The sequence below is a fragment of the Clostridium tarantellae genome (genome assembly GCF_009295725.1).
Classification (GTDB): Bacteria; Bacillota; Clostridia; order Clostridiales; family Clostridiaceae; genus Sarcina; species Sarcina tarantellae.
The window spans coordinates 23,726-38,266 of record NZ_WHJC01000006.1 but is presented as its reverse complement, the minus strand read 5'-3'; the positions used below and the strand labels follow the sequence as shown (position 1 = coordinate 38,266).

The window sequence follows — 14,541 nt, the reverse complement described above, 5'->3', positions numbered from 1 at the left end:
AAATAAAAAGGCAATTAAAATTGCCTTTTCTTTACTGTTGATTTTGTTCTTCCGAATCTTTTATAGCATCTTTTCTTGAAAGATTTATTCTACCTTGTGAATCAATTTCTGTTACTTTAACTAAAATTTCATCACCTACAGATACTATATCTTCAACTTTATTAACTCTATTAACATCTAATTTAGAAATATGAACTAATCCTTCTTTACTTGGTAAAATTTCTACAAAAGCTCCAAACTGAGCTATCTTAGTTACCTTACCTAAATAAACTTCTCCCGCTTTAACTTCTTTAGTTAAACCTTCTATTATCTTTATAGCCTGCTTAACACCTTCCATTTCAGTTGATGTTACAAAGACTTTTCCATCTTCTTTTATGTCAATTTTTACACCAGTATCAGCAATAATTTTATTAATTACTTTTCCCCCAGCACCTATAACATCTCTTATTTTTTCAGGATCGATTTGCATTGTTGCTGTTTTTGGTGCAAAAACTGAAACTTCTTCTCTTGGAGTAGGTATGCATTCTTGTATTTTATCTAAAATCATAAGTCTAGCTTTTTTTGCATCATTTATAGCATTTTTAATTATCGTATTTGATAATCCTGCTATTTTAGTATCAACCTGTATGGAAGTTATTCCTTCAGTTGTTCCAGCAACTTTAAAGTCCATATCACCAAAGAAATCTTCTATACCTTGTATATCTGTTAATACTTCTTCTTCTATTAAATCTTCAGAAGTTATTAATCCCATAGCAATACCTGCTGCTGGTCTTTTTATTGGAACACCCGCATCTAATAATGCTAGTGTACTACCACAAACTGATGCCTGTGATGTTGAACCATTTGAACTTAAAACCTCTGATACTAATCTTATAGTATAAGGAAATTCTTCTTCTGAAGGAATTAACGGTTCTAAAGCTCTTTCTGCTAAAGCTCCATGACCTATCTCTCTTCTTCCTGGACCTCTCAACGGTCTTACTTCTCCAACACTATATGCTGGGAAATTATAATGATGCATATATCTCTTAGATTCTTCTTCACCAATACCATCTAATATTTGAATTTCTCCTATTGCACCTAATGTAGCAACAGTCATAACTTGAGTAAGACCTCTTGTAAATATTCCAGTACCATGAGTTCTAGGAAGAACGTCTACTTCACAGGTAATAGGTCTTACTTGATCAAAAGCTCTTCCATCTGGTCTTCTCTTATCATTTAATAGCATATTTCTTACTATTTTCTTTTGTAATCCATATACTACTTCTCCAATATCTGACATATTATCTGGATATTTGTTATCAAATTCTTGTGAGATTTTTTCTTTCACTATATCCATAGCATTATTTCTCTCATCTTTATCAGTTATATACATAGCTTCTTTTATCATATCAAAAGCAAATTCTTTAACTTCTTGTTCTAAAGTTTGGTCTACTTTATATATTTCTGGAACCTTTTTTTCTTTTCCAAACATTTTCATTGCTTCTTCTTGGAACTTAACTATTTCCTGACATTTATCAAATCCAAACATGATAGCATTATACATAATATCTTCTGGTATCTCATCTCCACCAGCTTCTATCATCATTACTCTATCTTTAGTAGCACATACTGTTAATTGTAAAGTGCTTTTTTCTCTTTCTTTTGATGTAGGATTTAATATAAATTCTCCATCTATTAATCCAACTTGAACTGTTCCTACTGGTGTAGCAAAAGGTATGCTTGATAAACATAATGCCATTGATGCTGCATTAATTGCTAATATTTCAGGTAAGTTATCATTTTCTACTGAAACAACTGTACATACCACTTGAACATCATTTCTATATCCTTTTGGAAATAATGGTCTTAATGGTCTATCAACAGCTCTCCCATTTAAAATAGCTTTTTCTGAAGGTCTTCCTTCTCTCTTTATAAAACCACCTGGTATCTTACCTACTGCATATAATCTTTCTTCATACTCAACACTTAAAGGGAAAAAATCTATACCTTCTCTTGGTTTTTCTGATGCATTAACATTAGTTAATATAACTGTATCTCCATAACTCATAAAAATAGCTGCATCTGAAAGCATTCCTATTTTTCCCATCTCTACTTTCATAGTTCTTCCTGCTATAGATGTTTCATGTATATGGTTCATATAAATACCTCCTTTCGGTATAAAAAACTAAAATTTGTAAAACTTAATATTTTTAAAATAATAGAGCGGCATAACCGCTCTACTAAAATTATCTTCTTAATCCTAATTCTTTGATGATAGCTCTATATCTTTCGATATCTTGCTCATATAAGTAGTTTAATAAACCTCTTCTTTGTCCTACCATCATTAAAAGACCTCTTCTTGAATGGTGGTCTTTCTTATGAGTTCTTAAATGATCTGTTAATGAATTGATTCTCTCAGTTAATAATGCGATTTGCACTTCTGGTGAACCAGTATCTCCCTCATGTCTTCCAAATTTAACGATTATTTCTTGCTTTTTAGCCTTATCCATGTGTAAACACCTCCGTAAAATTATCCCCTAGTTCCAAGATTAAAGACGGCAAACCTTAAATCTTAGAGTTAGGTTCCTTCTGATTATATCAAAAGTAATTTTAATTGTAAATAAAGTTTTATAATTAAATTTTTATATTTCTTAGCTTTGCAAAATTTTTATCTTTTTCTAATTGATTCTTTAAATCATTTAATGAATTAAATTTTATTTCATCTCTTATATATTCTATAAAATAAACCTTAACTTCATTATCATATATACTTTCTGAAAAATCTAATATATATGTTTCTATAGTAATATTGTCTCCATTTACAGTAGGATTATTCCCAACTGAAGTAATTCCCTTCAGGAACTTCCCTTTACATTCTAAATTAGTATAATATACTCCTTTTTTAGGAATAATCATGTTTCTATCTATTTCCATATTAGCTGTTGGGAATCCTATAGTTCTTCCAATTTTTCTTCCATGTATAACTTTCCCACTTAACATAAATGGTCTAGTTAAAAGCGTATTGGCTTCTTCAACACTACCATTAGATATCATTTGTCTAATTCTAGTTGAACTTATAACCTCATATTTCCATAGCATAGCTTCCATAACATAAAGTTCAAAATCTAATTTTTCACTTAATTTTTTAAGTAATTCCAAATCGCCTAAATTTTTATATCCAAATCTATAATTAAACCCAACAACTATACCTTTTATATTATATTGTTCAACTAATTTTTTAATAAAATCTGAAGGATTCATTTTCATAACATGTTCATTAAAGTTAATAAAACAAGCAATATCAATCCCTAGATTTTCTAATAGTTTAATCTTATTTTTGTTATCTATTAATAACTTTGGAGCTTTTTCCTTATTTATAAAAGTTAAAGGATGATTTTCAAATGTATATACCATACTTAATCCATTATTTTTTTTAGCTAAATCTATTGATTTATTTATTAAGCTTAAATGACCTATATGTAGACCATCAAAACTACCTAATGCTACATATACTGACTTTGATTTTATTTTATGAAAGTCATCATTAATTAAAATCATAGGCTACTCCTCTAATAATAACTTTTCTATTTTAAATCCTTCTTCTTCTCTTCTACCCAATCCTAAAAATCTTCCTTTGTTATCATATACTCTAAATAAGATATTTTTTTCTATAGGTTCTATATATAATCTTTTATCAAAAACCTTAACTCCATTAATTAAAAGCTTAGTAAAATTACTATTTATAACTACTTTATCAAATGTACTTAAAGCATCTTCAATACTTATCAAATATTCTTTTATATTATGTTCTGTTAATTCATCTATTTTTACTGAATTATCAATAATAAAATTTCCATTAGCTATTCTACATAAAGCTGTCATTGTAGCTCCAACATTTAAAGTTTTTCCTATGTCATAACATAAACTTCTTATATATGTTCCTTTTGAACAAGTAACATCCATAGATATATTAGGTAGATCAATATTAATATTTTCTATTGAATATATTAATATTTTTCTTGCTTCTCTTTCTACTTCTATTCCTTGTCTTGCAAGTTCATATAATCTTACTCCATTTTTTTTTAAAGCTGAATACATAGGAGGAACTTGCTCAATTGCACCTATAAATTTAGAAATACATTCTAAAACCTGTTCTTTTTTTATATGTGAAGCATCTACTTCACTTAAAATTTTTCCTTCTAAATCATAAGTATCTGTAGTTACTCCCAATTTAAAAGAAACTCTATAAGTTTTTTTATTTTCCATTATATAATCAATAATTTTTGTAGCTTTTCCTAAACATACAGGTAACACTCCCCACGCTTGTGGATCTAATGTTCCTGTGTGGCCTACCTTTTTTTCTTTAGCTACTTTTCTAACCTTAGCTACTACATCAAAAGATGTCATACCTAAATTTTTACAAACGTTTATTACACCATTCATTTTACCAACTCTTTTTCTAAAAGTTTTATTATAATATTTTTTGCTTCATCTAAGCTCTTATTTTTTAAAAATCCTCCTGAAGCTTTAGTATGACCACCGCCACCAAAAGTTTCTGCAATTTTCCTCATATCTAAATCTTCTTTAGATCTTAAACTTACCTTTACTCCCTCTTCTACTTCCTTAAGCAATACTGCTCCTTCTACACCTTTTATTTGATTCCCTAAAGAAACTATATCAGAAGAATCTTCTATTTTAGAATCTATTGAATCAATCATAGCTTTAGAAATTCTCATTATTACTATTTTATTATTACAAACTAATTCCATATCTGATAATACTAATGCTAATAATTTCATTTTATCATAAGGTTTATTATCAAATATTTTTCTATGAATAGCATCATGATTGATATTATTATTTAATAACGCTCCTACTATATTATGAGTTTTTTCTGTTGCATTAGAATATCTAAAGGAACCAGTATCTGTAACTAATGATGTGTAAATACATTTAGAAATATCTTCAGTTATTTCCACACCTAAATCTATTAAAATATCATATATAATTTCTGCTGTAGCAGCTGCATTAGTGTCAATATAATTTACATTTCCATAATTATCATTTGACAAATGATGATCTATATTGATAATTATTCCCTTAAAATCAACTAAATCAGCTGAAACTCTTTCAGCATTTCCACAATCAACAACTATAACACAGTTTGTATCATCTGTAGGTTTAACAGTTTCTCCATTTATTTCCTCAGCATAAGGCAGAAAGCTTAGGTTATCTGCCACTACATCTTTGGAGATAACATAAGCTTCTTTCCCATAACTTCTAATACCTTGAAGAAGTGCTAAAGCACTTCCTAAAGCATCACCATCTGGAGAAACATGATAAGTTATAGCAAATTTATTATTTTCATTTATTGCTTTTATAACATCATGTAATCTCATTTTTTATTTCTCCTTAATTTTATTTAATAAAGAATCTATATGCATACCACGATCTATAGATTTATCTAATTCAAATAATATTTCAGGAGTATATCTTAAATTCATTCTATGACCTAATTCACGTCTTATAAAGCCTGATGAATTTTTAAGTGCTAATAAATTTTCTTTCTTTTTATCCTCATTGTTATCAAAAATACTTACATATACTTTTGCATATCTTAAATCTTTTGTAACTGAAACTTGAGTAACACTTATCATAGAATTTAATCTTGGATCCTTAACATCATTTCTGATGATATCACTTACTTCTTTTCTGACCTCTTCATTAATTCTTCCACCTCTATAGTTAGCCATATAAATCACCTCTTCATATTAAAGTTCTTTTCTTTTTATAGCCTCCATAGTGAATGCTTCAATAATATCTCCTTCTTTGATATCATTAAATTTCTCTATACTAAAACCACATTCATATCCTGTATTAACTTCTTTAACGTCATCTTTAAATCTCTTTAATGATGCTAGCTTTGATTCAAATATAACTATTCCATCTCTTATAACTCTTACATCAGCATTTCTAGTTAATTTTCCATTTAACACATAAGCTCCTGCTATTGTACCAACATTAGAAATCTTAAATGTTTCTCTTATTTCTGCATTACCCAATACTACTTCTTTATATTCAGGTTCTAACATACCAATCATTGCAGATTTAATATCTTCAATAGCATCGTAAATTATTCTATATGTTTTAATTTCTACTCCATCCCTATCTGCAGCAGCTACTGCATTTCCATCTGGTCTTACATTAAAACCTATAACTATTGCATTTGACGCTGCTCCAAGTGTTATATCTGTTTCTGTTATAGCACCAACAGCTCCATGTATAACTCTAACTTTTATGTCTTCAGTACTTAATTTTTCTAAAGAATTTTTTATAGCTTCAACTGAACCTTGTACGTCTGCTTTAACAATTACTGAAAGTTCTTTAACTTTTCCCTCTTTAATTTGAGAATATAAATCTTCTAAAGAAACTCTATGTGAAGCACTAAAGCTTTCTTGTCTTAATTTTTCTTTTCTTGCTTCCGCCATTTGTCTAGCAGTTTTTTCATCTTTAACTACATTAAATCTATCTCCAGCAGCTGGAACTTCTGATAAACCTAATATCTCAACAGGAATTGACGGACCAGCACTCTTTATTTTCTTACCTGAATCATCAAACATTGCTCTTATTCTACCATAAGTTGAACCAACTATTATAGAATCTCCAGTATGTAGAGTACCATTTTGAACTAATAATGTAGCTACTGCTCCTCTACCTTTATCTAATTTAGCTTCAATAACAGTACCTTTAGCTCTTCTTGAAGGGTCTGCTTTAAGTTCTAACATTTCAGAAGTTAAAACTACCATTTCTAATAATGTATCTATATTTTCTTGAGTTTTAGCTGAAACTGGTACTGCAATTACATCTCCACCCCAATCTTCAACTACTAATCCATATTCAGTTAACTCTTGTTTAACTCTATCTGGATTAGCTCCTTCTCTATCCATTTTATTAATAGCTATTATCATAGGAACATTTGCTGCTTTACAGTGATTTATTGCTTCTGCTGTTTGTGGCATTATTCCATCATCAGCTGCAACAACTAATATAACTATATCAGTAATCTGTGCTCCTCTAGCTCTCATAGCTGTAAAAGCTTCATGACCTGGAGTATCTAAGAAAGTTAACTCTTCTCCATTAACATTTACTGTATAAGCACCTATATGTTGTGTAATTCCACCAGCTTCTGATGCAGTAACTTTTTCTTTTCTTATAGCATCTAATAAAGAAGTTTTACCATGGTCAACGTGTCCCATTACTGTTATTATAGGAGGTCTCTTTTGAAGATTTTCTTCATTTACATCCATTTCTTCTTCAAAGCTTTCTAAAGTTGATTCCTCTTCTTTTTTAATTATTCCTACTTCATATTTTTCAGCAACTTTTTCAGCTGTTTTGAAATCAATTTCTTGATTTATTGCAGCCATAATACCTGTGAAAATTAAAGTTTTAATAACATCATTAACTGGTTTTTTTAATTTTTCAGCTAATTCTTTTACAGTTATTGTATCACCAACTTGAATTATTGAAACTTCCTCTTCTTCTTCTTGTTTTCCAGAATTCTTTTTCTTTTTCTTCTTTTTAGCAGCATTATTAACTTCTTCTGCTAATATTTCTTCATATTCTTCAACTATACTTTTAGCATCTGCTGTAGGTAACTTATCTCTATTACCTTCTAATAGTTCTTTTATAAGTTCAGCATCTTCATCTTCTATAACACTCATATGATTTTTTACTTCGATACTAAACTCTTCCATTAAAACATTTATTAAATCTTTACTTAAAACATTTAATTCTTTCGCTAATTCGTATACTCTTATTTTTGACATATATTCACCCCCGAAATTTTATGATGAATTAATTATTATTTTTATAGGTTAAAAGTTTTTTTGCCATATTTTCATCAGTTATACCAATTATATTGATTTCACTTCTTCCTATACTATATCCTAGTTCTTCTTTTGTAAAACCATCTATATATAGTATATTATACATCTGACAATATTTTAAAAACTTTTCTTTAGATCTTTCTGAAATACTATTAGAAAATAAAAATAAATATATTTTCTTTTTATTTATATTCTCTTCACATTTATTATAACCTTCTAAAATATTTCCTGATCTTTTTGCTAACCCTAAAAAATTAAGAAATTTATTCATTTATAATCTCTTCTTTCAATTTAGTATAAACATTTTCTTCTATATTAGTTTGAAGATTTTTATTTAATCGTTTAGCTTTAAAAGCTTTTTCAAAGCACTCTAAATTTTTACAAATATAAGCACCTCTGCCGGATTTTTTACCTGTTAAATCTACAGAAACTTCACCTTCATTATTTTTTACAACTCTAATTAATTCTTTTTTAGGTTTCATTTCCATACACCCATTGCACATTCTCATAGGAATTTTCTTAGGTTTCATAAATTTCACCTCCTAAAGTTTAAAAGAGATTATTCTTCTTCAGCTTTAGATTTGCTTTTTATATCAATTTTCCAACCTGTTAACTTAGCAGCTAATCTTACATTTTGACCTTCTTTTCCTATTGCTAAAGATAATTGTGAATCATCAACTACAACTTTAGCAGATTTATTTTCTTCATCTATAGTAACATCTAATACTTTAGCTGGACTTAATGCATTTGATATATATTCTTCTGGAAATTTGTTCCACTTTATTATGTCTATTTTTTCATTTTTTAATTCGTTAACTATATTTTGAACTCTTACACCTTTAGGTCCAACACAAGCACCCATAGCATCTATTGATTCATCATTTGATAATACAGCTATTTTAGTTCTAGAACCAGCTTCTCTAGCTATGCTCTTTATTTCTACAACACCTTCATATATTTCTGGAACTTCTAATTCAAATAATCTTTTAACTAATCCTGGATGAGTTCTTGATCCTAAAACCATAGCTCCCTTTGAAGTTTTCTTTACTTCAACTATATATAATTGTAATTTTTCATTAAAATTATATAGCTCTCCTAGCATTTGCTCATTAGGGCCTAATATTGCTTCTATTTTTCCTAAATCTACATATACATTTCCTTTTTCTTTTCTAATAACTGTACCAGGCATTATATCAAATTCTTTTTCAGCAAATTCATTGTAAATTACATTTCTTTCTGATTCTTTTATTCTTTGAATTACCATTTGCTTTGCAAGTTGTGCTGCAACTCTTCCAAAATTCTTTGGTGTAACTTCTATTTCAGCTATATCATCAACTTGTAATATAGGATTTATTTGCTTTGCATCTTCTATTGCTATTTCTGTTATATCATCATATACTTCATCAACTACAAGCTTTTGAGCAAAAACTCTTATTTCACCTGTTTTTTCATCACGTTTTACTTTAACATTTTGAGCTGATGTTCCAGCATTAGAATAATTTTTTTTATACGCCGCAATTATAGCATCATCTATAGTTTCTAATAAAGATTCTGCCGTTATTCCTTTTTCTTTTACTATTTCACTTAATGCCCCTAGAAATTCCTCATTCATTATGGCACCCTCCTTTATTAAATCTCCCCTTCAAGGTTTGCTGTCTTAATTTTACATTTAGGAACACTAAAATTATTTCCTTCTATTTCTACAACAATATTATCTTCATTTACTTCTTTTAAAATTCCCTTAATATTTTTTTTGTTCTCTATAGTTTTTGTAAACCCTATGTATATTTCATTTTCTATATATCTACTAAAATGACTATCTTTATAAAGTTTTCTATTAAGCCCTGGTGAAGATACTTCTAAGTAATAAGCATCTTTTATTGGGTCTTTTTCATCTAACATCTCACTTATTCTTCTACTAACTGTTTCACAATCTTTCAAGGAAATTCTTTCATTCGGTTTATCTATATATAATCTTAAATAATATTCATTATTTTCTTTAACATATTCTATGTGATAAAGTTCATACTTTAACTCATTTTCTACAATTGGTAAACAAAGATCTTCAATATTAGCTAAAAGCTGATCCTTTTTCATATTATGCTTCCCTCCTTATTAAATTTTGTAATTATTGTATCCAATAAACATAATACCTATTAATATTAATAGGTATGCAAAAACGCAACTTCTTTCTAAGTTGCGTTACAAATAGAAAGAGCGGGTAAAATTTCCCACTCCCAAATTCAAACTATTAGTAAAAACTTCTATGTTTATCTTATCATAGTAATGCTGATTTTACAAGTGCATTTTACAATTAGCCAAAAAGACTAAGCTGATTACTTTCTTGTAACCCTTCTAAACATCCATGGTTAGTTAATGTTTCTATAACTGTTTTTGAAACTTTAGCTCTAATTCTTAAATCTTCTTTTGATATAAACTCACCATCTTTTCTTGCTTCAATTATATTCTTTGAAGCATTGTCTCCAACACCTTGAAGTGCATTAATAGGTGGTCTTATAGCTCCCTCTTCAATTTTAAATTTAACTGCATCAGATTTATATATATCTACTTTATGAAACTTTAATCCTCTTTTATACATTTCATAAGAAATTTCTAAAATAGTTAATAATCCTTTATCTTTTTGAGTTAGATTATTACCTAAAGTATATAATTCTTGCATTTTAGCTCTTACTGCAACTTCTCCTTTACATATAAGGTCTGCATCAAAATCATCAGCTCTTACAGTAAAATAAGTAGTATAATAAGCCTGTGGATAATATACTTTAAAATATGCAATTCTAACCGCCATCATAACATAAGCAACAGCATGCCCCTTAGGAAACATGTATTTAATTCTTTTACATGATTCTATATACCAATCTGGAACATTATTTTCTTTCATTATTTTTTCATCATCTTCAGTAAGACCTTTTCCTTTTCTTACTTTTTCCATAATATTAAATGCTGTTTTAGGTGGAACTCCTGCATACATTAAATATACCATAATATCATCTCTTGTTGATATACAATCTTTAAGAGTAGTGTATCCTTCTGCAATAAAATATTGCGCATTATTAAGCCAAACATCCGTACCATGAGATAACCCTGATATTCTTACTAAGTCTGCAAAACTAGATGGCTTAGTATCCACTAACATTTGTCTAACAAATTTTGTTCCAAATTCAGGTAGCCCATAACTTCCTACTTCACATTCTAATTCTTCCTTAGTCACTCCTAAAGCATTTGGTGATGTAAATAAACTTATAACTTTAGAATCATTTAAAGGTATATTTTTAGGATCTATTCCTGTTAAATCTTGAAGCATTCTTAATACAGTAGGATCATCATGTCCTAATATATCAAGCTTAAGTAATCTACCACTTATAGAATGATAATCAAAATGAGTAGTTATTATATCTGTTGTTTGATCATCTGCTGGTCTTTGTATAGGACAAAAATTAAATATTTCATTATCATTTGGAACAACCATTATTCCTCCTGGATGTTGACCAGTAGTTCTTTTAATTCCAGTACATCCTATAGTTAATCTTTCAATTTCAGCTTGAGATACTACAATGTTTCTCTCTTGAAGATACTTTTTTACAAATCCATAAGCTGTTTTTTCTGCTACAGTTCCTATAGTTCCAGCCTTAAATGTATAGCCTTTTCCAAATAAAACCTCTGTATACTTATGAACAATTCCTTGATATTCCCCTGAAAAATTTAAGTCTATATCTGGTTCCTTATCTCCTTCAAATCCAAGAAAAGTTTCAAAAGGTATGTCATGACCATCTTTTATATACTTAGTCCCACATTCTGGACAATCCTTATCAGGTAAATCTGCTCCTGAACTTATGGAACCATCTAAGAAAAATTCTGATTTTTTACAATTTGGACAAACATAGTGAGGTGGTAATCCATTTACTTCTGTTATTCCTGCCATAGTTGCTACAAAGGAAGATCCTACTGACCCTCTAGAGCCAACCAGATATCCATCTTCTAAAGATTTTGCCACTAATTTTTGAGCAATTAAATATAGAACTGCATATCCATTGTTTATAATAGAATTTAATTCTTTATCTAATCTTTTTTGTACCACTTCTGGAAGCTTATCTCCATATATTGAATGAACTTTATCTAAAGTCATTTCTCTTATTTCATCTTCTGCTCCTTCTATTTTAGGAGGAAAAGTTTCATCTGGTATTGGTTTTATAGGTTCTATCATATCAGCAATTTTTTGAGTATTATATATAACAACTTCTTTTGCTATATCTTCACCTAAATAATCAAATTCTTTTAGCATTTCATTTGTAGTTCTAAAAAATAATGGTGGTTGATTATCAGCATCATTAAAACCTTGACCAGCCATTATTATTCTTCTAAATGCTTCATCAGTTGGATCTAAAAAATGAACATCACAGGTTGCTATCACAGGTTTTTCTCTTAATTTTCCAAAATCATATATTTTCTTATTTATATTTTTTAATTCTTCTTTATCTTTAACATTTCCTTTTCTTATTAAATATTCATTGTTAGCAATAGGCTGAATTTCTAAATAATCATAAAAAGATGCAATTTCTTCAAGTTCTTCATCTGATTTTCCTTCTAAAACAGCTTTATAAAATTCTCCACCCTCACAAGCTGTTCCTAAAATTAATCCTTCTCTATATTCAGATATTAATGTTTTTGGTAATCTTGGTCTTTTAAAAAAATTATCTAAATGAGCAAAAGATACTAACTTATATAAATTTTTAAGTCCTTTTTGATCTTTAGCTAATATTATTATATGATTTGTAGGCTGTTTTTTTATATCAACATTAGCTAAAAATTCTTCATTTAATTTCTTTATATCATGAATGTCTAATTCATCTTCCATTTTTTTAAAAGAAACTAAAAGAATTTCGGCTGTAGCTTTTGCATCATCCACAGCTCTATGATGATTTTCTAAACTTATTCCTAAATGCTTAGCAACAACATTCAGTTTAGCTCTTTTTAGATCTGGATATAAAAATCTAACTAAAGGAACAGTATCCATAATAGGATTGTTTAATTGCAATCCTGTTACCTGTAAATTTCTTTTTATAAATCCCACATCAAAATTAGCATTATGAGCTACCACCACAGCATCTCCTATAAAATTTATAAAATCAGGTAATATCTCTGCTATACTAGGAGAATCCTTAACCATTTCTTCCGTAATACCTGTAAGTTCAGTTATATTATAAGGTATATGTCTTTTAGGATTTACAAAAGTACTGAAAGTATCAATAATTTTTCCTTCTTTTACTTTTACCGCACCAATTTCAATTATCTTATCATTTTTATTTGAAAAACCAGTAGTTTCTATATCAAATACTACAAACTCATCTTTAAAAGTTTCTCCATTTGCATTTATGACAATAGGTGTACCATTATCTACTAAATACCCTTCTAATCCATATAAAATTTTTATATTATGCTTTTTACCTGCACTTTGAGCATCTGGAAAAGCTTGAACTACACCATGATCTGTTATTGCAACTGCTTTATGTCCAAACTGTGCTGCTCTTTCTATTATTTTTCCAACAGGTGTTATAGCATCCATCGCACTCATATTTGTATGTAAATGAAGTTCTATCCTTTTTTCTTCCGCTGTATCCATACGCTGAATTTTTGACATTTTACATATATCTCTAGCCATAATAACAACTTCTTTAGCATAAGGATCCATAATAGCTTCACCTTTAACTTTACAATGAAGTCCTTTTTTTATGTTTTCTAGAACATATTCTGTGTCTTTAGGCTTCAAAAAACATTTTACAGAAATAGAACTATTATAATCTGTCACATAAAATGTTAAAATTATTCTTCCAGTTTTAGTTTCAAATATGTCTGTTTTAAATATATCTCCTACAATAGTTACAATTCCAGATCCTTCATTTATTTCTAATATACTTATAGCATCTTCCTTAATTATTCTTCCTAAAATAATATTTTCATTTTTAGGCTCATCTTTTGCTCTTGATTCATATTGCTTTCTAACTTGAACATCTTTTGATTTCTCAGCCTTATCCTTTATCTTATTATTTACTTCTAAGCTTCTTACATCTAAAACTTGCTTAACTAGTTCTTCATTTTTAATCTTCTTATATTCTTCATAATCTGAAACTTGTAAGCTTTCATCATATTTAAATAAAATAAATACGTCTATACCAAAGAAATTTTTTATATTTCTTTTTATCAAAATATCAATATTTTTCTTCTTGCTAAATTCACATAAAAATTTGCTTCCACTTATAATTGTTATGTTATTATCTTCAATATGTTTTTTAGATGAAAGTAAAAATTCTTTTATAACTCTATGCTCTTTTATAATATTATCAGAAATATTAACCCAATAATTTTCTACTAAATTTTCTATAGTTATATCAGAAACATCAATATAACATATAAACTCTATATTGATATTTAATCCAATAGCTTCTAATATATACTTCTTTATAACCTGTTCTTGTTCTATATTTATTTTATCTTTAGATTTTAACATAACTCTTAATGTATTAGTTTTTTTAACTAATTGAAACTTATTAATTTCAAAATCTAAATTTTCTAAAAGCTCATTAGATTTAACAACTTTATTAATTTTCCTTATAAAATTTTCGCTCAATACCTTCTGAGCCTCCTTTAAACTAATTTA

At 28.2% G+C, this 14,541-nt stretch carries 12 protein-coding genes; all 12 read right to left on the bottom strand.

Translation table 11 applies throughout. From position 1 onward, the window contains the following. Positions 1–31 precede the first annotated feature (31 nt). Positions 32–2,137, bottom strand: a complete 2,106-nt coding sequence (locus GBZ86_RS01390; protein WP_152887031.1) for a polyribonucleotide nucleotidyltransferase — start codon at positions 2,135–2,137, stop codon at positions 32–34. An 88-nt stretch (positions 2,138–2,225) separates the two neighbouring features. Then, positions 2,226–2,489, bottom strand: coding sequence for a 30S ribosomal protein S15 (gene rpsO, locus GBZ86_RS01385; protein ID WP_152887029.1), 264 nt, complete (start codon positions 2,487–2,489; stop codon positions 2,226–2,228). A gap of 124 nt (positions 2,490–2,613) precedes the next feature. Next, positions 2,614–3,537, bottom strand: coding sequence for a bifunctional riboflavin kinase/FAD synthetase (locus tag GBZ86_RS01380; RefSeq protein WP_152887027.1), 924 nt, complete (start codon positions 3,535–3,537; stop codon positions 2,614–2,616). A 3-nt stretch (positions 3,538–3,540) separates the two neighbouring features. Further along, entirely contained in the window at positions 3,541–4,422 is an 882-nt protein-coding gene (gene truB / locus GBZ86_RS01375; protein ID WP_152887025.1) for a tRNA pseudouridine(55) synthase TruB, read from the bottom strand. After that, on the bottom strand, positions 4,419–5,378 hold the full coding sequence (locus tag GBZ86_RS01370; protein WP_152887023.1) for a DHH family phosphoesterase: 960 nt from the start codon (positions 5,376–5,378) through the stop codon (positions 4,419–4,421). Before GBZ86_RS01370 ends, truB begins: the two co-directional genes overlap by 4 nt. A 3-nt stretch (positions 5,379–5,381) precedes the next feature. Beyond that, on the bottom strand, positions 5,382–5,732 hold the full coding sequence (rbfA, locus tag GBZ86_RS01365) for a 30S ribosome-binding factor RbfA (protein ID WP_152887021.1): 351 nt from the start codon (positions 5,730–5,732) through the stop codon (positions 5,382–5,384). Positions 5,733–5,750: 18 nt separating this feature from the next. Further along, on the bottom strand, positions 5,751–7,805 hold the full coding sequence (gene infB / locus GBZ86_RS01360) for a translation initiation factor IF-2 (RefSeq protein WP_152887019.1): 2,055 nt from the start codon (positions 7,803–7,805) through the stop codon (positions 5,751–5,753). Between the two features lie 28 nt (positions 7,806–7,833). Continuing rightward, positions 7,834–8,136 (bottom strand): ribosomal L7Ae/L30e/S12e/Gadd45 family protein, encoded by a 303-nt coding sequence (locus tag GBZ86_RS01355; RefSeq protein WP_152887017.1) that lies wholly within the window; start codon positions 8,134–8,136, stop codon positions 7,834–7,836. Then, positions 8,129–8,395, bottom strand: coding sequence for an RNase P modulator RnpM (rnpM, locus tag GBZ86_RS01350; RefSeq protein WP_152887016.1), 267 nt, complete (start codon positions 8,393–8,395; stop codon positions 8,129–8,131). Before rnpM ends, GBZ86_RS01355 begins: the two co-directional genes overlap by 8 nt. 29 nt (positions 8,396–8,424) lie before the next feature. Continuing rightward, on the bottom strand, positions 8,425–9,477 hold the full coding sequence (gene nusA / locus GBZ86_RS01345) for a transcription termination factor NusA (RefSeq protein ID WP_152887014.1): 1,053 nt from the start codon (positions 9,475–9,477) through the stop codon (positions 8,425–8,427). A gap of 17 nt (positions 9,478–9,494) precedes the next feature. Then, on the bottom strand, positions 9,495–9,962 hold the full coding sequence (gene rimP, locus GBZ86_RS01340) for a ribosome maturation factor RimP (RefSeq protein ID WP_152887012.1): 468 nt from the start codon (positions 9,960–9,962) through the stop codon (positions 9,495–9,497). A gap of 217 nt (positions 9,963–10,179) precedes the next feature. Continuing rightward, positions 10,180–14,511, bottom strand: coding sequence for a PolC-type DNA polymerase III (locus tag GBZ86_RS01335; protein ID WP_152887010.1), 4,332 nt, complete (start codon positions 14,509–14,511; stop codon positions 10,180–10,182). Positions 14,512–14,541: the final 30 nt, after the last annotated feature.